We start from the raw sequence: 23362 nt of genomic DNA, 5'->3' as shown, positions 1-23362 counted from the left end.
GCTGCCCGTCGTTCCGGCCGCTCGATCCGGGCCGGCTCGTCCTGGCCGGATCCAGGGGCCGGGCCGGCTCGTCCGGGCCGGTGCGTCCGCCGGTCGCGGGACGTAAGCTGTGTCGACTGCGTTGGCAGCTTACCGAGCCTTCCGGAGACCCCGTTGCCCAGCCCTTATCGCGCCCTGTTCGCCGCGCCCGGCACCAAGGGTTTCTCCGCCGCGGGCTTCCTCGGCCGGATGCCGCTGTCGATGATGGGCATCGGCGTGGTCACGATGGTCTCCCAGATCACCGGGCGCTACGGCCTGGCGGGCGCCCTGTCGGCGACCATCGCGCTGTCCGCCGCGGTGGCCGGGCCGCAGGTGTCCCGGCTGGTGGACCAGTACGGGCAGCGGCGGGTGCTGCGCCCGGCGACGCTGATCTCGCTCGCGGCGGCGGCCGTCCTGCTCTTCGCCGCGCACTACGGCTGGGCGGACTGGGTGCTGTACGCGGCGTGCGTCGGCATCGGCTGCGTGCCCAGCGTCGGCGCGATGATCCGGGCCCGCTGGGCGGCGCTGTACCGCGGGACGCCGCAGCTGCACACCGCGTACTCCTTCGAGTCCGTGGTGGACGAGGTGTGCTTCATCTTCGGGCCGATCATCTCCATCGGCCTGTCCACGGCCTGGTTCCCGGAGGCCGGGCCGCTGCTGGCCGCCTGCTTCCTGGCCGTCGGCGTCTTCTGGCTGACCGCGCAGCGCGCCACCGAGCCCGCCCCGCACCCGCGTGAGCGCAAGGGCGGGGGCAGCGCCATGCGCGCGCCGGGGCTGCAGGTGCTGGTGGTGACGTTCGTCGCCACCGGCGCGATCTTCGGAGCGGTCGACGTGGTGACCGTGGCCTTCGCCGACGAGGAGGGGCACAAGGCGGCGGCCAGCATCGTCCTCGCGGTGTACGCGGCGGGTTCCTGCGTGGCGGGCATGGTCTTCGGGCTGCTGCACTTCGCCGGGGCGCCGGAACGCCGGTGGCTGCTGGGCGTGTGCGCCATGGCCGTGAGTATGATCCCCCTCCTACTGGTCGGAAACCTGCCGTCTCTGGCCGTGGCGCTGTTCGTTGCGGGTCTGTCCATCGCTCCGACGATGATCACGACGATGTCCCTCATCGAAGAGCACGTACCACGCGCGCAGCTCACCGAGGGCATGACCTGGGTGAGCACCGGGCTCGCGGTGGGAGTCGCGCTCGGCTCCTCCGCGGCCGGCTGGGTGATCGACGCGGCCGGGGCGCGTGCCGGGTACGGGGTTCCGGCGGTGTCCGGGGCCGTCGCGGTCGCGGTGGGTTTCCTCGGGTTCCGCCGGCTCAAGCGACCGGCACCGGGTCGGGGAGGCTCCGTTGAGCAGCGCAGCGAACGGAAAGAACGGCACGTGGCGTAACTGGGGCGGCAACGTCTCGGCGCGCCCCGCCCGGGAGGTCACCCCGGCCTCCGTCGACGAGCTGGCCGCCGCCGTGCGGCGGGCCGCCGAGGACGGTCTGCGGGTGAAGGCCGTCGGTACGGGGCACTCCTTCACGTCCATAGCCGCGACGGACGGCGTGTTGATCCGCCCTCAACTGTTGACCGGGATACGCAGGATCGACCGCGAGACCATGACGGTCACCGTGGAGGCCGGCACCCCGCTCAAGAGGCTCAACGTGGCGCTTGCCCGTGAGGGCCTGTCGCTGACGAACATGGGCGACATCATGGAGCAGACGGTCTCCGGCGCCACCAGCACGGGCACCCACGGGACCGGCCGCGACTCCGCCTCGATCGCCGCCCAGATCAAGGGCCTGGAACTGGTCACGGCCGACGGCTCGGTCCTCACCTGTTCCGAGAAGGAGAACCCGGAGGTCTTCGCCGCCGCGCGGATCGGCCTCGGGGCCCTGGGCATCGTCACGGCCATCACCCTCGCCGTCGAACCGGTCTTCCTCCTCACGGCCCGCGAGGAGCCCATGCCGTTCGACCGGGTGCTCGCGGACTTCGAGGAGCTGTGGGCGGAGAACGAGCACTTCGAGTTCTACTGGTTCCCGCACACCGGCAGCACCACCACCAAGCGCAATAACCGCAGCGCCGGTCCGGAACGGCCCGTGCCGCAGGTCAAGGGCTGGATCGAGGACGAGCTCCTCTCCAACGGCGTCTTCCAGGTGGCCAACTGGGTCGGCCGGGCGGTGCCCGCCGCGATCCCCGCCATCGCGCAGGTCTCCAGCAAGGCCCTGTCCGCCCGCACCTACACCGACATCCCGTACAAGGTCTTCACCTCCCCGCGCCGGGTGCGCTTCGTGGAGATGGAGTACGCCGTCCCGCGCGCGGCCGTGACGGACGCACTGCGCGAGTTGAGGCGGCTGGTCGACCGCTCGGGACTCAGGGTCAGCTTCCCCGTCGAGGTGCGGACCGCCCCCGCCGACGACATCACCCTGTCCACCGCCTCCGGCCGCGACAGCGCGTACATCGCCGTCCACATGTTCCGCGGGACCCCCTACCAGCGGTACTTCACCGCCGCCGAGCGCATCTTCACCGCTCACGAGGGCCGTCCGCACTGGGGCAAGATCCACACGCGGGACGCCGAGTACCTCTCCGCGGTGTATCCGCGCTTCGGCGAGTTCACCGCGTTGCGGGACCGCCTTGATCCTGACCGCCGGTTCCAGAACGACTACTTGCGGCGGGTCCTGGGGGCGTAGGCGACGCGTCGGGGGCGTTGCTCCCGGACCCCGAGTCCTCGCTGCCGGTCGGCGTGGGCGTCGGACTCGGGGTCGCGGGTCCGTCGTCCCCGCCGGGTGCGGGTGAGGCGTCCCCGCCCCGGGAAGCACCGGCGGACGGGTCGGCCGTCGCTCCTGTGTCACCCTCCGAATGCGCGTCGGAACTCCCGGCGGTTTCCGGCACGTTCGACTTTTCCGATTCACCTGATTCGCCTGATTCGCCCGGCTCGACGGAATCCCCGGGAGCCCGGGAGGAGTTGTGGCCGCCGGTGACGGCGTCGCCGACGGTGGTGCTGCGCCCGCCGCTGAGGTTGTGGCCGGACAGCAGCTCGTAGGAGGTGATTCCGGCCATCGTGACGCCGAAGACGACGGCCGCCGCGAGCACCGGCCGTTTCCAGCCCCTGACGCGGGCCCGGTACACCGTGCCCTCGGTGAACCGGCCCGGGAGCGGCGGGTCCTGCGCCCCGGGGGCGGCCGCCACCCGGGGTGCCGCGGCCGTCGCGCCGCGGAGCTGCTCACCCGTGCGCGTGAAGAAGTGCTGGAAGAGCGAGCCACCGCAGGTGGCGACGACGCTCACCACGCCGGCCCCGAGGATCGTGCCGTACACGCCGAAGTACGAGGCCAGCTTGGCGGCCAGGACCGCCGCCACGGCGGCGCCCGCGACCTGGGGCACGTTCAGGTCGATCCGTTTCGCCTTCTTCACCGCGGTTTCGCCCACCACGCCGTCACCATCGGGCCTTTCACGCATCCCCGGACCTTGCCTCCCTTTCCCGTACACGGCCGTTCAACTGCACAAGAAGGGGGACGAGCGACCGAAACGCCCAGTTCCGGTTCCGGCCGATACGTGAACTTCCCCACGTTCAAGATCGTGGAGCGCGGGCACCAGTAGGCCAAGTCTCAGTCCTTGCCAGAAGTTGGGCGGCGTGCCGATCCACGCACGTGGCCCGAATGGAGTACTGTGGCGAGCCCTGGGTCCGGTCTCCCGTCAGGGTGCCCGGAGCCGTCAAGGACCGCCGGGAGGGGGCTAGTTGCACAGGGTGACGGAGTTCGTCACTTAGCGTTGCGAATAGGTAACCGTGCCATAACGGCGATCCCGGGCCCGTGCCCGACACGCCGGGCAACTCGGCAAGGTTGTGGCAGGCTGCACCCGGGCAGGCCACACTCGACTAGCGGAAGCAGCGACGCACGTGACGTCGGCAGGCACCACCCGGGAGGTCCCCATGCCCGAACTGCGTGTCGTGGCCGTCTCGAATGACGGCACACGGCTGGTGCTGAAGGCTGCGGACAGCACGGAGTACACGCTTCCTATCGACGAACGGCTCCGCGCCGCCGTGCGCGGCGACCGTCCCCGCCTCGGCCAGATCGAGATCGAGGTGGAGAGCCACCTCCGCCCCCGCGACATCCAGGCGCGTATACGTGCCGGCGCGACCGCGGAAGAGGTCGCGCAGATGGCAGGCATCCCCGTCGACCGGGTGCGCCGCTTCGAGGGCCCCGTGCTCGCCGAGCGTGCCTTCATGGCCGAGCGGGCCCGCAAGACCCCCGTCCGCCGCCCCGGTGAGACCTCCGGCCCCCCGCTGGGCGAGGCCGTGCAGGAGCGGCTGCTGCTGCGCGGCGCCGACAAGGACACCGTGCAGTGGGACTCGTGGCGCCGCGACGACGGCACCTGGGAGGTCCTGCTGGTCTACCGCGTCGCGGGCGAACCGCACTCGGCGTGCTGGACGTACGACCCGCCCCGGCGGCTCGTCCAGGCCGTCGACGACGAGGCCCGCTCGCTGATCGGGGAGTCCGACGACCTCGCCGCGCCCGAGCCGAGCTTCCCGTTCGTGCCGCGCATCGCCCGGCTGCCGCGCGACAGGCCGCTGGACCGTTCCGGCGACCGCGAGCGGCTGAGCCTGCCCGCGCCGGTGACCGAGCCGGACGAGGAGGCCACGGCCCTCACCGCCTCGGCCGAACGGGACTCGCTGACCAGTCTGCTGGAGGCGGTGCCGAGCTTCCGCGGCGACCTCGTGGTGCCCGAGCGCCCGGTGCCCGATCCCGAGGACGAGCCTGTCGTCGAAGCCGAGGTGGAGGAGCCCCCGGCCCCCGCCGCCTCGGCCGGTTCCGCCTACGCGGACGTCCTCATGCCGCGGTCCGTCGGCAGCCACCGCGACCGGCTCATCGGCGCCACCGACCGCCAGGCGGAGGCCGACGGCGTCCGCCCGGGCCGCCGCGCGGCCGTCCCCAGCTGGGACGAGATCGTGTTCGGGACCCGGCGCAAGAAGCAGGAGTGACCGCCCGGCCCCACGAGGCCGCCAGCAGGAGCACACGAGGGCCGCGCCGTACGGGCGCGGCCCCCGCTCATGCCGTCCTACTGGGGGTCCGGCCCGGTCGCGACCGGCCGGCCCGGGTCCGAGGACCACTGCGACCACGACCCGGCGTACAGGTCGGCCGGGATGCCCGCGACGGCCAGGGCGAGGATCTCGTGCGCGGCGGAGACACCGGAGCCGCAGTAGACGCCGACCCGCGAACTCCCGGTCACGCCCAGGCCCTTGAAGCGTTCGCGCAGTTCCTCGGCGGGCAGGAACCGGCCGTCCGCGCCCACGTTGTCCGTGGTGGGGGCGGACACCGCGCCCGGGATGTGCCCGGCCACCGGGTCGATCGGTTCCACCTCGCCCCGGTACCGCTCCCCCGCCCGCGCGTCCAGGAGCACCCCGGACCGTGCCAAGGAAGCCGCGGCGTCGGCGTCGAGCAGCCCGCTGTCCCCCGGCACGGGCTCGAAGTCGCCCTCCACCGGGTCCGGTACGGACGTCTCCAGCGGACCCGGCCAGGCCGGCAACCCGCCGTCGAGCACTCGCACGTCCGGGTGACCCGTCCAGCGCAGCAGCCACCAGGCCCGGGCCGCGGCCCAGCCCTGGCCGCCGTCGTAGACGACCACCGGCGTCGTGGCCGACACGCCCGCCCGGCGCATGGCGGCGCCGTAGACCGCGAGATCGGGCAGCGGGTGACGGCCGCCCTCGCCCGGCGCGGAGGCCAGCTCCCGGTCCAGGTCGACGTAGACGGCGCCCGGCAGGTGCCCGGCCTCGTAGGCCGCCCGGCCGTCGAAGGGCGGTTCGCCGGCCGCTCTGGCCGCGGTGAGCTGCCAGCGGACGTCGAGCAGGACGACAGGACGCGGACCCGCCAGCCCGGTCGCGAGGTCGGATGCGGAGATGATGGCGTTCATGGGCCCCATCCTCGCGCACGGGGGTGGCCGAGCCGCCCGTGTCCGGCTACTCTGCTCGGCCGGACCCGGACGATCACACCGCGTACGGGAACAAGCACATGCTGTACAGCTGAACGCATGTGCCGACGAGCGCGCCGCGAGGGACAGGGACCCGCACTTCGGGCATTCTCCCGGGCAGGGCCGCCCCACAGGGCATGCCCCACGCAGGCTGCGGAGAGCACGGCCACCGCGAGGCCGAGAAGAGAGTGACGATGACCGACGCAAGGGGGTCCGCCCGCCGGAACGGCGCAGCGCCCGATCGGCACACGCCCGGCGCACCCTGCTGGGTGAGCCTGATGGTGCACGGCCTTGACGCGACGGAGCAGTTCTACGGGGCGTTGTTCGGCTGGGAGTTCCGGCCCGGACCCCAGCAACTCGGCCCCTACGTAAGGGCCCTGCTCGACGGGCGCGAGGTGGCCGGCATCGGGCGGCTGCCCCCGGACCGTCACCTCCCGGTCGCGTGGACGCCCTACTTCGCCTCGGACGACGTCGATCTGACGGCCGAGACCGTGCGCAGCCGCGGCGGCACGATCGGAGTGGGTCCCCTCGACGCCGCCGACGCCGGGCGCATGGCCATCGGCTCCGACCCGTCGGGCGCCGTGTTCGGTGTCTGGCAGGCCGCCGCGCACCTGGGCACGGCCGTCTCCGGTATTCCGGGCACGCCCGCCTGGAACGAGCTGCTGACCTTCGAGTCCGCGACCGTCGCCAAGTTCTACCGGACGGTGTTCGGCCACGAGGAGGAGCCGGTGGTCTCCGCCGACTTCGACTACGTGACGCTGCAGCTGGGCGGCAGGCCGGTCGCCGGCATCCACGGCCTGGGTCAGGCCGTGCCCCGCGACCGGGGACCGCACTGGGTGACGTACTTCCAGGTGGACGACGTGGACGATGCCGCGGACCACGTCGTGCATCTGGGCGGGCAGGTGCTCAAGCCGGTGCACGGCACGGCGCAGGGGCGGGTGGCGGCGGTGGCGGATCCGGAAGGGGCGCGCTTCGCGTTGCTGCAGCCTCGGGGCTGACGGCGCGGGGGTGCGGCCGGCGGCGCGGTCGGGCCGTGGTGAGCCGCGGACCGCGCCGGCCGCGGCGGCCGGCAGTGAGCCCGGTGCGCCGACCTGTCGTGGTCCGGCCCCGACCGGTCACCGTCCCGTCCGGGCACCCGTTCGCCCGGTGCCCCGTTCGCCGGTACCCGGTCAGGCGGAGGAGACCGGCAGCACGTCCGGGGACAGGGCCGCCGCTCGGGCCGACGCCGCGGTCATGCGGCGGCGGTGGTGGCGGCGGCACAGGACCTCGTAGCCGACCTCGTCGGCGGAGTGCGTGACGTCACCGACGACCACCTGAGCGCCTTCCACGACCATGACGCCGCCTATCGTGCGGGCGTTGTGCGTGGCCCGGGCCCCGCACCAGCACAGGGCCTCGACCTGGAGCACCTCGACCCGGTCGGCCAGTTCCACCAGCCGCTGCGAGCCGGGGAACAGCTTGGAGCGGAAGTCGGTCGTGATGCCGAAGGCGTAGACGTCCAGGCTCAGGTCGTCCACCACGCGGGCGAGTTGGTCGATCTGCTCGGGCGACAGGAACTGCGCCTCGTCGGCGATGACGTAGTCGGCGCGGCCGCCCTGGGAGAGGTGGTCGACGAGGTAGGCGTACAGGTCCTGGCCGTCCTCGACCTCCACCGCGTCGGTGACCAGGCCGAGGCGGGAGGAGAGCTTGCCCTCGCCGGCCCGGTCGTCCCGGGAGAAGATCATGCCCTGCAGGCCGCGGGCGGAGCGGTTGTGCTCGATCTGGAGAGCCAGTGTCGACTTCCCGCAATCCATCGTTCCGGAGAAGAACACCAGCTCGGGCATGTCGGGTCGAGCACCTTTCGGCGGGTGGGGCCGGCCGGACGGATCCGGCGGCGGGACGTCAGGAGCGTACTTCGAGCAGGGGGACCAGCTGCTCGGCGGGGGTCATCGAACCGTGGTTGCCGACCATCGCCGACTCCTTGGGCTCCCGCTCGGAGGCGATGAGCAGCACGTCGTCACGGGCGGCGGCGATCACGTCACCGAGCCGGCCGTACACCCGTTCGTCGATCCGCGGGCCGAACCAGCCCGCCGCCACCGCCTCCTCGCGCGAGGCGACCCAGAACTGCTCGCCGAGCACCTCGCGCCAGCAGGTCAGGACGTCGTTCGCGGCGCCGGGGACCGCGTAGACGTGCCGGGCGCGGCCTTCGCCGCCGAGCAGGGCGACGCCCGCGCTCAGCTCCCAGTCTTCGTCGAAGTCGATGCGGTGGTGCTCGTCGAACGGCACGTCGATCATGCCGTGGTCGGCGGTGACGTAGAGCGCGCTGCGCGGGGGCAGTTGCTCGGCCAGGCGCTGGACCAGGCGGTCGGCGTACATGAGCTGGCCACGCCAGGCGTCGGAGTCCACGCCGAAGCGGTGGCCGGCGCCGTCGACCTCGGCGAAGTACGTGTAGACCAGGGAGCGGTCGCCCGCGGCCAGTTGCTCGGCCGCGAGGTCGACGCGGTCCTCGCCGGAGAGCCGCCCGAGGAACCTGCCGCCGCTGAGCGCGACCTTGGTCAGCGGGGTGTTCTCGAAGGTCGGCGACGACACCTGGGCCGCGTGCACACCCGCCTGGTGGGCCAGCTGGAAGACCGTCGGGTACGGCTGCCAGGGGGCGGGCGGGGTCCACGGCTGCCAGCGCAGCTGGTTCATCAGCTCGCCGGTGTCCGGGTTGCGCACGGTGTAACCGGGCAGGCCGTGCGCGCCGGGCGGCAGGCCGGTGCCGACCGAGGCCAGGGAGGTCGCCGTCGTCGCCGGGTAGCCGGCGGTCAGGGGACGTCCGGTGCCTCCGCGCGAGGTGGCGAGCAGCGAGGTCATGAACGGCGCGTCCTCGGGGTGCGCCTTCAGCTGCTCCCAGCCGAGTCCGTCGATCAGGAACACGCAGTTCCGGTCGGCCGGGGCCAGCTCGGGGATCGCGGCGGCCATGCCCGGCACGTCCAGGCCGGCGGCCAGGGTGGGCAGGAGGTCGGCGAGCGATCCGCTGCCGTACTCCGGGACGGGGGCGGAGGCGACGGTGAGCGGTTCGGGATGGGGGTCCCAGGCCGTCTTGGAATGGGTCATCAGCGGGTGGTGTCCGCGGTCGCCTCGGAGAGGGCCTGCGCGAAGGCGAGGGCCTCGCGCACGGTCTCCGGTCCGTCCCCGGCCTCGCTCACGCGCAGGCTGAGGTCGTCCGCCGTCGAGTTGCCGGTGTAGCCGTGGTCCGCCTCGCAGTTGGGATCGCCGCAGGCGGCCGGCTCCAGGTCGATCCGGGAGACGGCGCCCCAGCCGATGGTGAGGACGACCTCGCGCGGCAGGGTCCCCGGCTTGTACGACTCCGGGTTGGCGACCACGCGGCTGACCACGATGGACGAGATGCGGCCGATCTTCACGGACTCCGTCGACGTCGTCGCGTACGGCGTCGGGGAGGTGCTGTCGGCGGCCTGCTCGTCGGTGTGGCTGACGATGAAGCGGTTGTCGGTGAGGACGAGCACCGTGACGTGCCGGCGCACCTCGTTCTGGTCGAACGTGGTCTCCTGGTGGACCAGGTACGACCGGATGGGCTCGCCGCCCACGGCGGCCTCCACCGCCTCGGCCACGAGGGCCGGGTAGTAGCCGCTGCGCTCGATCGCCGCCCGCAGCCCCTGGGTCGTCGTACTGGTCTTGGCCATGACGCCCATCCTACGGGGGACCACTGACTGCGAGGCACCGCTCGCCCCCCGTCAGTACGCGGGGAGCGTCCTGGGGCCCAGGTCGTCGCGGGCGGGCGGCGGCGCGAGACGCAGGGAGGCGCCCAGCACGCTCAGGCCGTGGGAGGCGACGACCACCGGCTCCAGCGTGACCGCGACGACCTCGGGGTGGTCGTCCACCAGCCGGGACACGCGCAGCAGCAGCTCCTCCAGGGCGCGGGTGTCGGCCGGGGCGGAGCCGCGCCAGCCGAACAGCAGGGGCGCGGTGCGGATCGACCGCACCAGCGAGTTCGCCTCGCGGTCGGTGACCGGGATCAGCCGGTGGGCGGTGTCCCCGAGCAGCTGGGACGCGGCCCCGGCGAGCCCGAAGGAGAGCACCGCTCCGGCGGCGGGGTCGATCACGGCCCGTACGACGACGTCCACGCCGCGCGGTGCCATGCGCTGCACGACCGGGCGCAGCTCCTCGGCCGTGCCGAACATCTCGGTCATCTCCGCGTATGAGCGGCGCAGTTGCTCCTCGTCCGCGAGGTCGAGGCGTACGCCGCCCAGGTCGGCCCGGTGCCGCAGGTGCGGGGCGGTGGCCTTCAGCGCCACCGGGTACCCGAGGGCGCGGGCGGCCTCGGCGGCGGCGTCGGGGGTCGGGGCGGGCAGGGAGCGGTGGACCTCGATGCCGTAGTGGCCGAGGAGGTCGCAGGTCTCGTCCGGGCCGAGGGCGGGGCCCTGCCCCCGCGCGAGCAGCCCGTCGATCAGCGCGGCGGCGCCCTTGACGTCGATGTCGTCGTACTCGGGCACCCTGCCGGGGTCGGCCGCGTCCCGCCGCCACTGGGCGTAGGCGACGGCCTGGGCGAGGGCGCGGACGGCCCGCTCCGCGGCCGGGTAGGCGGGGATGAGGTGCGCTCCCTCCGGCGTCTCGGGGGCGGCCGGCGCCCGGTCGGGGCCGGCCGGGTGCGGGTGGAGGGCTTCCGGGTGCTCCCCCGCGGCGGTGCGGGGCTGGTCGGCGGGGCCCGGTCGCCGGTCAGCGGCCGGCTGCGGGGCGTTCTGCGGCGCGCTGTCCGGCCTGAGCTGCGGGGCGTTCTGCGGCGCGCTGTCCGGCCTGAGCTGCGGGGCGTTCTGCGGCGCGCTGTCCGGCTTGAGCCGCGGGGCCGTGCCGGCCGCCGCCGACAGGGCCTCGGCGAGCCCGCCGAGCTCCACGTGCACCACCAGGACCGGCTTGGACGGGGCCGCGGCCGTGGCCGAGCGCAGCGCCTGCGCGAGGGCCGCGTCGGCGACGGAGCCCTCCCCCACCGCCGGGATCGCGGTGACGACGACCGCGTCGCAGCGGTCGTCGGCCAGCGCCCGGGACAGGGCGGCGTGGAAGTCCGCCGCCGACGCCGCCGTGGTCAGGTCCTGCGGCGGGTGGGGCCGCAGGCCCTCGGCGAGGCACGCGTCGTAGGTGAGCAGGCCGAGCGACTCCGAGTTGCCGAGGATCGCCACCCGGGGTCCGGCGGGCAGGGGCTGGCGCGCCAGCAGCAGGCCGGCGTCCACGAGGTCGGTGATGGTGTCGACCCGTATCACCCCGGCCTGCCGCAGCAGGGCCGAGACGGTCGCGTGCGGCAGGCGCGTCGCCCGCACGGCGTGCCCCTGGGGGGCGGCGCCGTGCCGGGCGCCCTGGACGACGACCAGCGGCTTCGCGGCGGCGGTGCGCCGGGCGAGGCGGGTGAACTTGCGGGGGTTGCCGATGGACTCCAGGTACATGAGGACGACGTCGGTGTCGGGGTCCTCGTACCAGTACTGCAGGACGTCGTTGCCGGAGACGTCGGCGCGGTTGCCCGAGGAGACGAACGTGGACACGCCGGTGACGCCGGTGACGCCGCCTCCGCGCCGGTGCAGCCGGGAGAGCAGGGCCACGCCGATGGCGCCGGACTGGGCGAACAGACCGATGCGGCCCGGGCGCGGCACCTCGGGGGCGAGGGAGGCGTTGAGCCGTACCCGGGGCGAGGTGTTGATGATGCCGAAGGCGTTGGGCCCGATGATGCGCATGCCGTACGAGCGGGCCTGCCGGACGAGCGCGCGCTGGCGCTCACGCCCGTCGAGGCCGCTCTCGGCGTAGCCGGCGGACACCACGACGAGTCCCTGCACGCCGTGTTCGCCGCACTCGGCGACGACCTCGGGCACGTGCTCGGCGGGCACGGCGACGACCGCGAGGTCGACCGGGCCGTCGATGTCGCGCACCGAACGGTGCGCCGGCACCCCGTCGAGCTCCTTCTGCTCCTCGGGCAGGGCCTTGTTCACGGCGAACAGGCGGCCGGTGAAGCCGGCGTCGCGGATGTTGCCGAGGACGCTGCGGCCCACGCCGCCGGGGGTGCGTCCCGCACCGATGACGGCGACCGAGCCGGGCGTGAGCAGCCGCTGCACGGAGCGGGCCTCGGCGCGGTGCTCGCGCGCGTACTGCACGGCCAGGGAGCGGTCGGTGGGTTCGAGGTCGAACTCCAGGCGGACCACGCCGTCCTCGAAGCTGCGCTTCTGGGTGTACCCGGCGTCCGTGAACACCTTGATCATCTTGGTGTTGGCGGGCAGCACCTCGGCGGCGAACCGGCGGATACCGCGCTCGCGCGCGACGGCCGCGATGTGCTCCAGCAGGGCGGAGGCGACCCCGCGGCCCTGGTGGGCGTCCTGGACGAGGAAGGCGACCTCGGCCTCGTCGGCGGGCGCGGACGCGGGCGTTCCGTCGGCGCCGATCCGGTCGTAGCGTACGGTGGCGATGAACTCGCCGCCGACCGTGGCCGCGAGTCCCACCCGGTCCACGAAGTCGTGGTGCGTGAAGCGGTGGACGTCCTTGGCGGACAGGCGAGGGTACGGCGCGAAGAAGCGGTAGTACTTCGACTCGTCGGAGACCTGCTCGTAGAAGCTGACGAGGCGATCGGCGTCATCGACGGTGATGGGCCGGACGCGCGCGGTGCCCCCGTCGCGCAGCACCACGTCGGCCTCCCAGTGGGCGGGGTACTCGTGCCGGTCCGGCGAGGTCTGCATGGGCCCCAGAGTACGGCTCGCGTCCGGCAGCGGCGCGAGGCAGTCTGTGGAGGGCGTCAGTCGGGTCGAGGCCGCGATCCGACTTCCGCCCCGGGGCGGTGGCGAGACAGCCGCTCCCCGGTGGTCTTCACGTGTGGGAAACTGGTCTAGACAACCCTGAACACCGAAGGGCAGCAACACATGGCTGAGCGCCGCGTCAACGTCGGCTGGGCCGAGGGCCTCCACGCCCGCCCCGCCTCCATCTTCGTCCGAGCCGCCACGGCCACAGGCGTCCCGGTGACGATCGCCAAGGCTGACGGCAACCCCGTCAACGCGGCCTCGATGCTGGCCGTCCTGGGCCTGGGCGCCCAGGGCGGCGAGGAGATCGTCCTCGCCTCCGACGCCGAGGGCGCGGACGCCGCCCTGGACCGGCTGGCCAAGCTGGTCTCCGAGGGTCTCGAGGAACTGCCCGAGACCGTCTGAGCGGGAGCGCCCCAGCGGCGCGCACAAGGGCCCGTCCGGATTCGACCGGGCGGGCCCTCGGCATTACCGGAACACGTTCCCGGGATCGCGGACGAATTCATCCGCGCACGGAGACGCAGCGAATTCCGGGGAACGGGCGGCGGAAAAGGAAACTTCCGCACCTCCGGCATTCCCCGCTCTTTGTATACGGCCCTCGTGTTAATTCCGCGGGCTCGGCGTGTTGACGGGATGTTGCGAGTTCCTCACCTGCCCGCCGCGCTCCCCCGCCGGGCCGGTCCGCAGGCGGTGGGCGCCGGTCGCCCGCTCGATGTGCAGTGCCGCGGCCGCCCGCGCGCGCTCGCCGTCACCGCGCGCCACGGCGTCCACGATCGCGCCGTGCTCGTTCCAGCTGTCCACCGGGCCGGCCGGTGCCTCGACCGTGTACATCCAGGCGATCTTGTGCCTCAGCTGGGTCAGCACCGAGGTCAGTGCGGGGCTGCCGCACGCCTGGGCCAGCGTCTCGTGGAACCAGCCGTCCAGCGAGCGCAGGTCCTCGCCGCCGCCCTGGCGGGCCCGCTCCTGGCCCAGCCGCACCAGGCCGCGCAGGACCTTGAGGTGCGCCTCGGTGCGGCGCTGGGCGGCCCGGGCGGCGCCGAGCGGCTCCAGCAGCGCGCGCATCTGCAGCAGGTCGGCGGCCTCCTGCTCGGTGGGTTCGGCGACGCACGCGCCCGCGTGCCGCCGCGTCACCACGAAACCCTCCGCCTCCAGGGTGCGCAGGGCCTCGCGCACGGGGACGCGGGAGACGCCGTAGCGGCGCGCCAGCAGCTCCTCGGTGAGCCGGGTGCCCCGCGCGTGGACGCCGGCGACGATGTCGTCGCGGATGGCCGTGCACACCGAGTGCGCGGGAATGCGCATGACCGACCTCCGTCTGATTCCCCGGAAAACGCCGACGTGTGCCGGCGACTTCATTGCATGTGACTCTATTGCAATGTGCCGCAGTTTCCGGCGGCGGGCGTAAATCCGGGGAAACTTTTTGGACGCCGGGCCGTCCAGGACGCGAAAAAGCCCCGGCGGGAGCCGGGGCTTTCACGATCGCCGGGTGCCGTCAGAGGTTGACGCCGTGCGAGCGGAGGTAAGCGACGGGGTCCATGTCGGAGCCGTACTCGGGGCTCGTACGGGCCTCGAAGTGCAGGTGCGGTCCGGTGACGTTGCCGGTCGCGCCGGACAGGCCGATCTGCTGGCCGGGGGTGACCTTCTGGCCCACGGAGACGCCGACGGACGACAGGTGGCCGTACTGGGTGTACGTGCCGTCGTTCATCTTGATCACGACCTGGTTGCCGTACGCGCCGCCCCAGCCGGCCTCGACGACCGTGCCTATGCCGACGGAGTGGACGGAGGTGCCGGTCGCGGCGTGGAAGTCGACGCCGGTGTGGCTGCCGGAGGACCACAGGCCACTGCTGGCCTGGTACCCGGTGGACACGTACGAGCCGGAGATCGGGGACACGAAGGTGTTCAGGCGCTTGCGCTCGGCCTCACGGGCGGCGCGCTCCTTGGCCTCGCGGGCCTTCTCGGCCGCTTCCTTGGCCTGCTCGGCCGCCTCGGCGGCCCGCTCGCGGGCGGCCTCCTCGGCCTTCTTCTTCGCGGCGGCCTCCTCGGCCGCCTGCTTCTGCGCGACGGCCTGGGCGTCGATCTGCTCCGCGACGGTGTCGCCCAGGGTGACGACGGGGGTCAGACCGGTCTGCTCGGGAGCGGGCTCGGCGGCGAAGGCGGCCGGGGCGGCCACGGTGCCGATGACGCCCGTCGTGGCGAGGGCCGCGACGCCCGCCGCACGGGCCGTGCCGCGCTGGAGGCGGCTGGGACGACGGTGCTTGCCGGTGGCGCGGGTGAACGCCATGAAGTGGCTGGTCCTTTCCTTCCTTCTCGCCTACCGGGTTAGCTGACGGGTTCGGAGCAGGAAGGTCTCCTACGGGCCCCCTCGCGGTGCGCGCGGGCGTCCGATTCACCCCAGGGACTGTGGGTCCCCGGCTCCCCTGGCTCGCGCCGTACGGGGACTCGGCGATGACTGTCCGGTGCCGCGGGTGCGGCGCACTGCCTGACGAACAGCCCGGACGACGCTAAGCGGCGCCACTTTCAATTCCCAAACGGATCCCGGCTTTTGTAGCGCATCCCACAGGGCAGACAGGCCACCTCCGTATCAATTCGGGCATAAGGGAGCCCTGGTGCCTTGGAAGACAACCAGGGCTCCTCGCGCGTGCGCTCCTACTCGGCCGTGACGACCGAGACTTCGCCGATGCCGAGGGCCTCGACGGGTGCCTTGATCTGCGCCGCGTCACCGACGAGGACCGTCACCAGCCGGTCCACCGGGAAGGCGCTGACGACCGCCGCGGTGGCCTCCACGGTGCCGGTCGCGGCGAGCTGCCGGTACAGCGTGGCCTGGTAGTCGTCGGGCAGGTGCTGCTCGACCTGGTCGGCCAGCGTGGAGGCCACGGCTGCCGCCGTCTCGTACTTCAGCGGCGCGACGCCGACCAGGTTCTGCACGGCGACGTCCCGCTCGGCGTCGGTCAGGCCTTCGGCGGCCAGCGTGCGCAGCACCGTCCACAGGTCCTCAAGGGCCGGGCCGGTGTTGGGTGTGTCCACCGAGCCGCTGATGGCGAGCATCGAGGCACCGGTGCCGTCCGGGGCGGACCGCAGCACCTGGGCGAACGCCCGCACCCCGTAGGTGTAGCCCTTCTCCTCGCGCAGCACCCGGTCCAGACGGGACGTCAGGGTGCCGCCGAGGCAGTACGTGCCGAGCACCTGCGCGGGCCACAGGCGGTCGTGCCGGTCCGGGCCGGTGCGGCCGATGAGCAGCTGCGTCTGGACGGCGCCCGGGCGGTCGACGATGACGACCCGGCCGGTGTCGTCGGCGGTGACCGGCGGCACCGGCCGCGGCTCGGCCCGGGAGCCCGTCCAGGCGCCCAGCGTGTCGCCCAGCAGGGCGTCGAGGTCGACGCCGGTGAGGTCGCCGACGACGACGGCGGTGGCCGTGGCGGGGCGGACGTGCTTCTCGTAGAAGCCGCGCACGGCGGCGGAGTCGATCGCGGCGACCGTCTCCTCGGTGCCCTGCCGGGGCCGCGACATACGCGAGTCCGCCGGGAACAGCTGCCGGGACAGCTCCTTGGCGGCCCGGCGCGAGGGGTTGGCCAGCTCGTGCGGGATCTCGTCGAGGCGGTTGCGGACCAGCCGCTCGATCTCGCTGTCCGCGAAGGCGGGCGCCCTCAGCGCGTCGGCCAGCAGGCCGAGGCCCTTCTCGAGCCGGGAGGCCGGGACCTCCAGGCTGATGCGGACCCCGGGGTGGTCGGCGTGCGCGTCGAGCGTGGCGCCGGCGCGCTCCAGCTCGGCGGCGAACTCCTCGGCGGAGTGCTTGTCGGTGCCCTCGGAGAAGGCCCGCGCCATGAGCGTGGCGACGCCGTCGAGGCCGGCGGGCTCGGCCTCCAGGGGTGCGTCCAGCAGCACCTCCACGGCGACGACCTGCTGACCGGGGCGGTGGCAGCGCAGGACCGTCAGGCCGTTGCCGAGCGTGCCGCGCTCCGGGGCCGGGAAGGCCCACGGCTTGGCCTCGCCCGCCTGCGGCCGGGGGTGGAAGTCCATCGTGGCGAGCTCGGTCACTTGGCCGCCTCCTCGTTGTCGTCGCCGGCCGCGGCAGCGGCGCCGGCGGCATCGTCGGTCTCGTCGGCGACGGGCTCGTAGACGAGCACCGCGCGGTTGTCGGGGCGCAGGCGGGCCTTGGCGACCTCCTGGACCTCCTCGGCCGTCACCTCCAGCACCCGCTGGACGGCGGTCAGGGCGAGCTGCGGGTCGCCGAACAGCACGGCGTAGCGGCACAGTTCGTCGGCGCGGCCCGCGACCGTGCCGAGGCGGTCCAGCCACTCGCGCTCCAGCTGGGCCTGGGCGCGCTCCATCTCCTCGGCGGTGGGGCCCTCCTCGGCGAACCGGGCGAGCTCCTCGTCGATGGCGGCCTCGATGACCGGCACCTCCACGTCACCGGAGGTCTTCACGTCCAGCCAGCCCAGGGAGGGCGCCCCGGCCAGCCGCAGCAGCCCGAACCCGGCCGCCACGGCCGTGCGGTCGCGCCGCACGAGGCGGTTGTACAGGCGGGAGGACTCGCCGCCGCCGAGGACGGTGAGGGCCAGGTCGGCCGCGTCGCACGCGCGCGTGCCGTCGTGCGGCAGCCGGTAGGCGGCCATCAGGGCGCGGGCCGGGACCTCCTCCTCGACGACCTCGCGCAGCTGCTCGCCGATGGTCTCCGGCAGGGAGCCGTCGCGCGGGGCGGGCTTGCCGTCGTGGCCGGGGATGGAGCCGAAGTACTTCTCCACCCAGGCCAGCGTCTGCTCGGGGTCGATGTCGCCGACCACGGAGAGCACCGCGTTGTTCGGCGCGTAGTAGGTGCGGAAGAAGGCGCGCGCGTCCTCCAGGGTCGCCGCGTCCAGGTCGGCCATCGAGCCGATCGGCGTGTGGTGGTAGGGGTGGCCCTCCGGGTAGGCGAGGGCGGTGAGCTTCTCGAAGGCGGTGCCGTAGGGGACGTTGTCGTAGCGCTGGCGCCGCTCGTTCTTGACGACGTCGCGCTGGTTCTCCATCGACTCATCGTCGAGGGCGGCCAGCAGGGAGCCCATGCGGTCGGCCTCCAGCCAGAGGGCGAGCTCCAGCTGGTGGGCGGGCATGGTCTCGAAGTAGTTGGTCCGCTCGAAGCTGGTGGTGCCGTTCAGCGAGCCGCCCGCGCCCTGGACGAGCTCGAAGTGGCCGTTGCCCTTGACCTGGGCGGATCCCTGGAACATCAAGTGCTCGAAAAGGTGAGCCAGACCTGTGCGCCCCTTGACTTCGTGGCGCGAGCCGACGTCGTACCAGAGGCACACCGCCGCGACCGGGGTCAGGTGGTCCTCGGAGAGCACCACGCGCAAGCCGTTGGCCAGGCGGTGCTCGGTCGCTGTCAGGCCCCCGGAGCCTGCCTGGGCTGTGGCCGTGTGACCCATGGGCATGTACGTCCCTTCGATCGCGGAGCGGTCTTCACAACCGCGGATTCGTGCCGGTCCTGCCACTGTATGCAAGCGCGCGAAGCCCTGGTGAAGTTCCCGGCGCCGGCCTCGGTCCGCGGGCCAGGGTGCCGCTTGGCCCGGGTCCTGGTCCCGCTTGTCAGTGCGGCGGTCCACAATGGTCCGCGTCAGATCTGGATCGCAGCAGCAAGGAGCCGGCAGCGATGGCCCGCCGCAGCACGAAGACCCCGCCGCCCGACGACTCGTACGAGGAGCGGATCCTCGACATCGACGTCGTCGACGAGATGCAGGGCTCCTTCCTCGAGTACGCGTACTCGGTCATCTACTCCCGCGCCCTGCCGGACGCCCGCGACGGTCTCAAGCCGGTGCACCGGCGCATCGTGTACCAGATGAGCGAGATGGGCCTGCGCCCCGAGCGCGGGTACGTCAAGTGCGCCCGTGTCGTCGGCGAGGTGATGGGCAAGCTCCACCCGCACGGCGACGCGTCGATCTACGACGCCCTGGTGCGCATGGCCCAGCCGTTCTCCATGCGCGTCCCCCTGGTCGACGGCCACGGCAACTTCGGCTCGCTGGGCAACGACGACCCGCCGGCCGCCATGCGGTACACCGAGTGCCGCATGGCCGAGGCGACGAGCCTGATGACGGAGTCGATCGACGAGGACACCGTCGACTTCAACCCCAACTACGACGGCCAGGAGCAGGAACCGGCCGCGCTGCCCGCCGCCTTCCCGAACCTGCTGGTCAACGGCGCCTCGGGCATCGCGGTCGGCATGGCGACGAACATGCCGCCGCACAATCTGCGCGAGGTCGTCGCCGCGGCCCGCCACCTGATCAGGCACCCGAACGCGGACCTGGACGCGCTGATGAAGCACGTCCCGGGCCCGGACCTGCCCACCGGCGGCCGCATCGTCGGCCTGTCCGGCATCCGCGACGCCTACGAGACCGGCCGGGGCACGTTCAAGATCCGCGCGACCGTCTCGGTGGAGCCGGTGACGGCCCGCCGCAAGGGCCTGGTCGTCACCGAGCTGCCGTTCGCGGTCGGCCCGGAGAAGGTCATCGCCAAGATCAAGGACCTGGTCGGCTCGAAGAAGCTGCAGGGCATCGCCGACGTCAAGGACCTCACCGACCGCGAGCACGGCCTGCGCCTGGTCATCGAGATCAAGAACGGCTTCGTGCCGGAGGCGGTCCTGGAGCAGCTGTACAAGCTGACGCCGATGGAGGAGTCCTTCGGCATCAACAACGTCGCGCTGGTCGACGGCCAGCCGCTCACACTGGGCCTGAAGGAGCTGCTGGAGGTCTACCTCGACCACCGCTTCACCGTGGTGCGGCGGCGCTCCGAGTTCCGCCGCACCAAGAAGCGCGACCGCCTGCACCTGGTCGAGGGCCTGCTGACGGCCCTGCTCGACATCGACGAGGTCATCCGCCTGATCCGCTCCAGCGAGAACTCCGCGCAGGCCAAGCAGCGCCTCATGGAGCAGTTCTCGCTGAGCGAGGTGCAGACGCAGTACATCCTCGACACGCCGCTGCGCCGGCTCACCAAGTACGACCGCATCGAGCTGGAGACGGAGAAGGACCGGCTCAACGCGGAGATCGAGGAGCTGACCCGGATCCTCGACTCGGACACGGAGCTGCGCAAGCTGGTCTCCTCGGAACTGGCCGCGGTCTCCAAGAAGTTCGGCACCGACCGGCGCACGGTCCTGCTGGAGTCGGGCGGTGCCCCGGTCGCGGCCGTGCCGCTGCAGGTGGCCGACGACCCGTGCCGGGTGCTGCTGTCCTCGACGGGGCTGCTGGCCCGCACGGCCGGCGCCGAGCCGTTCGCGCAGGAGGCCGGCGCCAAGCGCGCCAAGCACGACGTGATCGTCTCGGCGGTGCCGGCGACGGCCCGCGGCGAGATCGGCGTGGTGACCTCCTCGGGCCGGCTGCTGCGGCTGAACGTGGTCGACCTGCCCCAGCTCCCGGAGCCCCTCCCGACGCCCAACCTGGCGGGCGGGGCCCCGCTGGCGGAGTTCGTGTCCCTGGAGGTCGACGAGACGGTGGTCTGCCTGACCACGCTCGACGAGTCGTCCCCGGGCCTGGCGCTCGGCACGCAGCAGGGCGTCGTCAAGCGCGTGGTGCCGGACTACCCGTCCAACAAGGAGGAGCTGGAGGTGATCACCCTCAAGGAGGGTGACCGGATCGTCGGTGCCGTGGAGCTGCGCACCGGGGACGAGGATCTGGTGTTCATCACCGACGACGCCCAGTTGCTGCGCTTCCAGGCGTCCCAGGTCCGCCCGCAGGGGCGTCCGGCCGGCGGTGTGGCCGGCATCAAGCTCGCCGAGGGCGTGAAGGTCATCTCCTTCACGGCGGTGGACCCGGCCGCCGACGCGGTCGTCTTCACGGTCGCGGGTTCGCGGGGCACGCTGGACGACTCGGTGCAGACGACGGCCAAGCTGACCCCGTTCGACCAGTACCCGCGCAAGGGCCGGGCGACGGGCGGTGTCCGCTGCCAGCGGTTCCTGAAGGGCGAGGACTGCCTGTCCCTGGCCTGGGCGGGCCCGGCTCCGGCGCGTGCCGCGCAGAAGAACGGCATGCCGGCCGCACTGCCGGACATCGACCCGCGCCGCGACGGATCGGGCGTGTCCCTGGCCAAGACGGTGGCCGTGGTGGCCGGGCCGGTCTAGGCCGGTCCGGCAGCGTCCTCCTCGGGGTCGCGCACGTACCGCAGGACGCCCCACATGCCGTGCTCGTCGGCCTGTGGGGCGTCGTCCTTGCACGCCTCCAGTTCCTTGGCCAGAGCGGGGGCGTCGATGCCGGAGCCGATGAGGACGAGCTGGGTGAGGCGCTCGTCCCCGGCCGGCCAGGGCTCGGGGTAGAAGCGCAGGAACCGTCCCACGGCGTGCACGGCGTACCGGTTGCGCACGTCGTACGGCCCGAAGTCGACATAGCCCTTGATCCGGTACAGCCCGTGGGGGCGGCTGTCGAGGAACGCCATCAGCCGGCGGGGGTCGAGGGGCACGGGCGACACGAAGGAGACGCTGTCGTAGGCGGCGTGCAGGTGCGCGGCGTGCTCATGGGTTCGGCCGTGCTTCTGGTGCTCGTCGTGCTCGTCCTGGGCGGGGCGGACGGGGCCGCGTTCGCGGTGGTCGTGCGGGTCCTGCTCCGACCGGTCGTCCCCGACGGGCCCGCCGAGGTCGTGCAGGTCGTCGAAGGACAGCTGTCCGATGCGCTCCTCGCTCGGCCGGCAGTCGAAGAGGAACTCGGGGTCGATGCGGCCGTAGGTGGCCGGGACGACCGCGGCTCCGTCGGCGAGGGACCGGACCAGCGCGAGGACGCGTTCGCCGTCCGCCGCCCGGTCGAGTTTGTTGACCACGGCGAGGTCGGCCAGCGCGAGGTGCCGGTCGATCTCGGGGTGGCGGGCGCGGGTCGCGTCGAACTCGGCGGCGTCGACGACCTCGACCAGTCCGCCGTAGACGATCCCGGGGTGCTCACTGGCCAGCAGCATCCGCACCAGCTCCTGCGGTTCGGCCAGACCGCTGGCCTCGATGACGATGACGTCGATGCCGAGGGAGGGTTTCGCGAGCCGCTCCAGGTAGTCGTCGAGCTCGCCGGCGTCGACGGCACAGCACAGGCACCCGTTGCCCAGGGAGACCGTCGAGTCGCCGAGCGCCCCGGCCACGGCCATCGCGTCGATCTCGACGGCCCCGAAGTCGTTGACGATCGCGCCGATGCGGCTGCCGCCGCTGCGGTGCAGGAGGTGGTTGAGCAGGGTGGTCTTGCCCGAGCCGAGGAATCCGGCCAGGACCACGACCGGGATCTGCTGCGGTTGCGGGCTCGGCTGGCTCACCGTGCGACCTCTTTCACGCCGACGCGCGCACCGGCTCGCGTTGGCGGCACACGCAGGAGGATGGGATGCCGCACCAGGATACGAGCCGCGCAAGTCGCCCCGAGGTGAACGATTGTTAGCAGCGCGTGCTGGGCAGACGTTGGGCATGGCGCCGGTTTGTACCCTCGCTCCTCCGTGCGCCTCCTCTCCGCCTCCCTGCCGATCAGAGCCGCTCGGCACCCTGGGAGACGGCAAGCGCCGCCCACCGCTCGCCGGTCCCCTCCCGTCGACCCGCACCCCGACGACCGGCGGACGGCCGCCTGAATCGGGGATTGACATGGCCACACAGAAATACGGAGTACGGGGACTGCGCGCCGCTGCCACCGCCGGACTGGGCATGGCGGCCGGCGCCCTGACCGCCATGGCGGCGCAGCGACGGACGGTGAACGCCCTTCACGCTCGCGTGGAGGAACTGGAGGAACGCTGCCGGAAGCAGCAGAGCGCCAATCTGCTGCAACAGCAACGCCAGCACTGGGAGATGTTGAGCAAAGCGATAGACAATCCCGAGCTCGCGGAGGTCCTGGACATCTTCGAGCGGCCGGTCACGCCTCAGCGGCGACGTCAGTACCTCTTCGCCAACGCGCTGTACACGAACCTGCTCTGCTATTACCGCATCGGCAACATGGGCCGGGACGAGTTCTTCAAGCACGTCCGTGGCCTGTTCCAGAATCCGATCATGCAGGAGTACTGGTACGCCACACAGCAGCAGCGCGCGAGCCTGACGGGTACCGAGGAGGCCGAACTCGGTCAACTCGTGGATGACTTGCTGCTGCAACTCGAGGAGAACGACACCGACGAGTGGTGGGTGGTCGGGGAACCGCCGCCGCCCGACTGAGAGGAGTGACCGCCACGACCTGCGGGGTCACGAGGCCGGGCCGGGTGGCCACTTCGACCAACGTCCGGGACCAGCACGGCCCACGCCGCCCAAGGTCTCAGGACGGCCGGAGGGGTCGACGGCGCACGCAGGGTCGGACTGCACCCCCGACCCGGCATTCAGCGCCGCCTGTCACCCCGCTCTACTCGTCAGGGATGTCCCGCTTGGCCGCCACGAGGGTTTCGCGAGTGATCACCACGATGCGTTCGTAGTCGGCGCGCGCGGCGTCGGCGGGGAGTTGCGAGTCCAATGAGTCGGTGGCATCCGTGCCGATGACTGCGAAGTTTCCATCGGACAGTTCAAAGATGTCGGGACAAGTCCCACCGCCAGTGCTGCCTCTGAGGCGCGGAGCGACACCAAGGCGACGGATGATCTGACTCACTGTTGAATTCCCTCTGCTCTGCTCTCGAGGCATGGACGTGCGCCCGCTACCGCGCGCATAGCGGCATGGTCCCACTGGACACCACCGCCATCCGCCATCCCCCGCGCCTCCGGGGCATAAATGCGCCTCTCAGAGTCCC

19 protein-coding genes and 1 riboswitch are annotated in these 23362 nt (G+C 72.7%); of the genes, 7 read left to right on the top strand and 12 right to left on the bottom strand.

The features are described from left to right. The first annotated feature begins 153 nt into the window (after window positions 1–153). Together ACFYWG_RS21585 and ACFYWG_RS21580 are read left to right on the top strand one after the other, a co-directional pair. On the top strand, window positions 154–1392 hold the full coding sequence (locus tag ACFYWG_RS21585; RefSeq protein ID WP_385417793.1) for an MFS transporter: 1239 nt from the start codon (window positions 154–156) through the stop codon (window positions 1390–1392). Further along, window positions 1352–2671, top strand: coding sequence for a D-arabinono-1,4-lactone oxidase (locus ACFYWG_RS21580; protein WP_383506380.1), 1320 nt, complete (start codon window positions 1352–1354; stop codon window positions 2669–2671). The genes ACFYWG_RS21585 and ACFYWG_RS21580 overlap by 41 nt, the downstream gene beginning before the upstream one ends. Here ACFYWG_RS21580 and ACFYWG_RS21575 read toward each other — a convergent pair. Further along, window positions 2595–3437: a hypothetical protein gene (locus ACFYWG_RS21575; protein ID WP_389202907.1), complete on the bottom strand. Its 843-nt coding sequence runs from the start codon at window positions 3435–3437 to the stop codon at window positions 2595–2597. The two genes, ACFYWG_RS21580 and ACFYWG_RS21575, sit on opposite strands and share 77 nt — an antisense overlap. A gap of 472 nt (window positions 3438–3909) precedes the next feature. Between ACFYWG_RS21575 and sepH the strand changes: the two genes are divergently transcribed. After that, entirely contained in the window at window positions 3910–4959 is a 1050-nt protein-coding gene (gene sepH / locus ACFYWG_RS21570; protein ID WP_385417798.1) for a septation protein SepH, read from the top strand. Window positions 4960–5036: 77 nt separating this feature from the next. Here sepH and ACFYWG_RS21565 read toward each other — a convergent pair whose 3' ends face one another. Beyond that, window positions 5037–5888, bottom strand: a complete 852-nt coding sequence (locus ACFYWG_RS21565; RefSeq protein ID WP_389202904.1) for a sulfurtransferase — start codon at window positions 5886–5888, stop codon at window positions 5037–5039. Between the two features lie 251 nt (window positions 5889–6139). On the opposite strand from ACFYWG_RS21565, the gene ACFYWG_RS21560 reads away from it, so the two are divergent. Further along, complete coding sequence (locus ACFYWG_RS21560) at window positions 6140–6943, top strand: VOC family protein (RefSeq protein ID WP_389202902.1); 804 nt, start codon at window positions 6140–6142, stop codon at window positions 6941–6943. Window positions 6944–7114: 171 nt separating this feature from the next. On the opposite strand, the gene ACFYWG_RS21555 is transcribed toward ACFYWG_RS21560, so the two are convergent. From ACFYWG_RS21555 to ACFYWG_RS21540, 4 genes are read right to left on the bottom strand one after another with little or no spacing between them, the layout of a single operon-like run. Next, window positions 7115–7765: a thymidine kinase gene (locus ACFYWG_RS21555; RefSeq protein ID WP_333935644.1), complete on the bottom strand. Its 651-nt coding sequence runs from the start codon at window positions 7763–7765 to the stop codon at window positions 7115–7117. Window positions 7766–7823: 58 nt separating this feature from the next. Next, window positions 7824–9020, bottom strand: coding sequence for an alkaline phosphatase family protein (locus ACFYWG_RS21550; protein WP_383506395.1), 1197 nt, complete (start codon window positions 9018–9020; stop codon window positions 7824–7826). Beyond that, on the bottom strand, window positions 9020–9607 hold the full coding sequence (locus ACFYWG_RS21545) for a DUF5998 family protein (protein ID WP_283972847.1): 588 nt from the start codon (window positions 9605–9607) through the stop codon (window positions 9020–9022). The genes ACFYWG_RS21550 and ACFYWG_RS21545 overlap by 1 nt, the downstream gene beginning before the upstream one ends. 51 nt (window positions 9608–9658) lie before the next feature. Beyond that, the gene (locus tag ACFYWG_RS21540) at window positions 9659–12634 is read right to left on the bottom strand and encodes a GNAT family N-acetyltransferase (protein WP_389202899.1); all 2976 of its coding nucleotides are present in this window, start codon (window positions 12632–12634) and stop codon (window positions 9659–9661) included. Between the two features lie 180 nt (window positions 12635–12814). Between ACFYWG_RS21540 and ACFYWG_RS21535 the strand changes: the two genes are divergently transcribed. Continuing rightward, window positions 12815–13096, top strand: a complete 282-nt coding sequence (locus ACFYWG_RS21535; protein WP_019755624.1) for an HPr family phosphocarrier protein — start codon at window positions 12815–12817, stop codon at window positions 13094–13096. A 198-nt stretch (window positions 13097–13294) separates the two neighbouring features. On the opposite strand, the gene ACFYWG_RS21530 is transcribed toward ACFYWG_RS21535, so the two are convergent. The 4 genes from ACFYWG_RS21530 to ACFYWG_RS21515 form a co-directional block, all read right to left on the bottom strand. Then, a complete protein-coding gene (locus tag ACFYWG_RS21530) occupies window positions 13295–13990 on the bottom strand; it encodes a GntR family transcriptional regulator (RefSeq protein ID WP_376327522.1) in 696 nt (231 codons plus the stop codon). Window positions 13991–14180: 190 nt separating this feature from the next. Next, a complete protein-coding gene (locus ACFYWG_RS21525; RefSeq protein WP_389202896.1) occupies window positions 14181–14969 on the bottom strand; it encodes a M23 family metallopeptidase in 789 nt (262 codons plus the stop codon). 13 nt (window positions 14970–14982) lie between these two features. Next, window positions 14983–15143: riboswitch (cyclic di-AMP (ydaO/yuaA leader) on the bottom strand. A gap of 191 nt (window positions 15144–15334) precedes the next feature. Continuing rightward, entirely contained in the window at window positions 15335–16723 is a 1389-nt protein-coding gene (locus ACFYWG_RS21520; RefSeq protein WP_383506403.1) for a M16 family metallopeptidase, read from the bottom strand. Next, entirely contained in the window at window positions 16720–18090 is a 1371-nt protein-coding gene (locus ACFYWG_RS21515; protein ID WP_376327528.1) for a M16 family metallopeptidase, read from the bottom strand. The genes ACFYWG_RS21520 and ACFYWG_RS21515 overlap by 4 nt, the downstream gene beginning before the upstream one ends. Before the next feature lie 218 nt (window positions 18091–18308). Between ACFYWG_RS21515 and ACFYWG_RS21510 the strand changes: the two genes are divergently transcribed. Next, window positions 18309–20765 carry a DNA topoisomerase (ATP-hydrolyzing) subunit A gene (locus ACFYWG_RS21510; RefSeq protein WP_385417812.1) on the top strand — a complete coding sequence of 819 codons (2457 nt, stop codon included), beginning with the start codon at window positions 18309–18311 and terminating at the stop codon, window positions 20763–20765. Here the strand turns inward: ACFYWG_RS21510 and ACFYWG_RS21505 are convergent. Beyond that, on the bottom strand, window positions 20762–21928 hold the full coding sequence (locus ACFYWG_RS21505) for a CobW family GTP-binding protein (RefSeq protein ID WP_389202893.1): 1167 nt from the start codon (window positions 21926–21928) through the stop codon (window positions 20762–20764). The genes ACFYWG_RS21510 and ACFYWG_RS21505 overlap by 4 nt on opposite strands. 316 nt (window positions 21929–22244) lie before the next feature. Between ACFYWG_RS21505 and ACFYWG_RS21500 the strand changes: the two genes are divergently transcribed. Further along, on the top strand, window positions 22245–22802 hold the full coding sequence (locus tag ACFYWG_RS21500) for a DUF6082 family protein (RefSeq protein ID WP_385417818.1): 558 nt from the start codon (window positions 22245–22247) through the stop codon (window positions 22800–22802). A 181-nt stretch (window positions 22803–22983) separates the two neighbouring features. Here ACFYWG_RS21500 and ACFYWG_RS21495 read toward each other — a convergent pair whose 3' ends face one another. Then, entirely contained in the window at window positions 22984–23256 is a 273-nt protein-coding gene (locus ACFYWG_RS21495; RefSeq protein WP_389202890.1) for a hypothetical protein, read from the bottom strand. Window positions 23257–23362 lie beyond the last annotated feature (106 nt).

Origin of the sequence: Streptomyces sp. NPDC003456 (assembly GCF_042878735.1) — a bacterium.
Taxonomy (GTDB): Bacteria; Actinomycetota; Actinomycetes; order Streptomycetales; family Streptomycetaceae; genus Streptomyces.
The sequence above is the reverse complement of the archived record's forward strand: the minus strand, read 5'-3'. Positions and strand labels throughout refer to the sequence as shown.

Excerpts from the sequence above, each read along its gene's own strand:
- ACFYWG_RS21560 (WP_389202902.1), top strand. The coding sequence starts at position 6,140 with ATGACCGACGCAAGGGGGTCCGCCCGCCGGAACGGCGCAGCGCCCGAT.
- ACFYWG_RS21495 (WP_389202890.1), bottom strand. The coding sequence starts at position 23,256 with ATGCCTCGAGAGCAGAGCAGAGGGAATTCAACAGTGAGTCAGATCATC.
- ACFYWG_RS21530 (WP_376327522.1), bottom strand. The coding sequence starts at position 13,990 with ATGCGCATTCCCGCGCACTCGGTGTGCACGGCCATCCGCGACGACATC.
- ACFYWG_RS21500 (WP_385417818.1), top strand. The coding sequence starts at position 22,245 with ATGGCCACACAGAAATACGGAGTACGGGGACTGCGCGCCGCTGCCACC.
- ACFYWG_RS21555 (WP_333935644.1), bottom strand. The coding sequence starts at position 7,765 with ATGCCCGAGCTGGTGTTCTTCTCCGGAACGATGGATTGCGGGAAGTCG.
- ACFYWG_RS21575 (WP_389202907.1), bottom strand. The coding sequence starts at position 3,437 with ATGCGTGAAAGGCCCGATGGTGACGGCGTGGTGGGCGAAACCGCGGTG.
- ACFYWG_RS21525 (WP_389202896.1), bottom strand. The coding sequence starts at position 14,969 with ATGGCGTTCACCCGCGCCACCGGCAAGCACCGTCGTCCCAGCCGCCTC.
- ACFYWG_RS21540 (WP_389202899.1), bottom strand. The coding sequence starts at position 12,634 with ATGCAGACCTCGCCGGACCGGCACGAGTACCCCGCCCACTGGGAGGCC.
- ACFYWG_RS21550 (WP_383506395.1), bottom strand. The coding sequence starts at position 9,020 with ATGACCCATTCCAAGACGGCCTGGGACCCCCATCCCGAACCGCTCACC.
- ACFYWG_RS21515 (WP_376327528.1), bottom strand. The coding sequence starts at position 18,090 with ATGCCCATGGGTCACACGGCCACAGCCCAGGCAGGCTCCGGGGGCCTG.
- ACFYWG_RS21535 (WP_019755624.1), top strand. The coding sequence starts at position 12,815 with ATGGCTGAGCGCCGCGTCAACGTCGGCTGGGCCGAGGGCCTCCACGCC.
- ACFYWG_RS21510 (WP_385417812.1), top strand. The coding sequence starts at position 18,309 with ATGGCCCGCCGCAGCACGAAGACCCCGCCGCCCGACGACTCGTACGAG.
- ACFYWG_RS21545 (WP_283972847.1), bottom strand. The coding sequence starts at position 9,607 with ATGGCCAAGACCAGTACGACGACCCAGGGGCTGCGGGCGGCGATCGAG.
- ACFYWG_RS21565 (WP_389202904.1), bottom strand. The coding sequence starts at position 5,888 with ATGAACGCCATCATCTCCGCATCCGACCTCGCGACCGGGCTGGCGGGT.
- sepH (WP_385417798.1), top strand. The coding sequence starts at position 3,910 with ATGCCCGAACTGCGTGTCGTGGCCGTCTCGAATGACGGCACACGGCTG.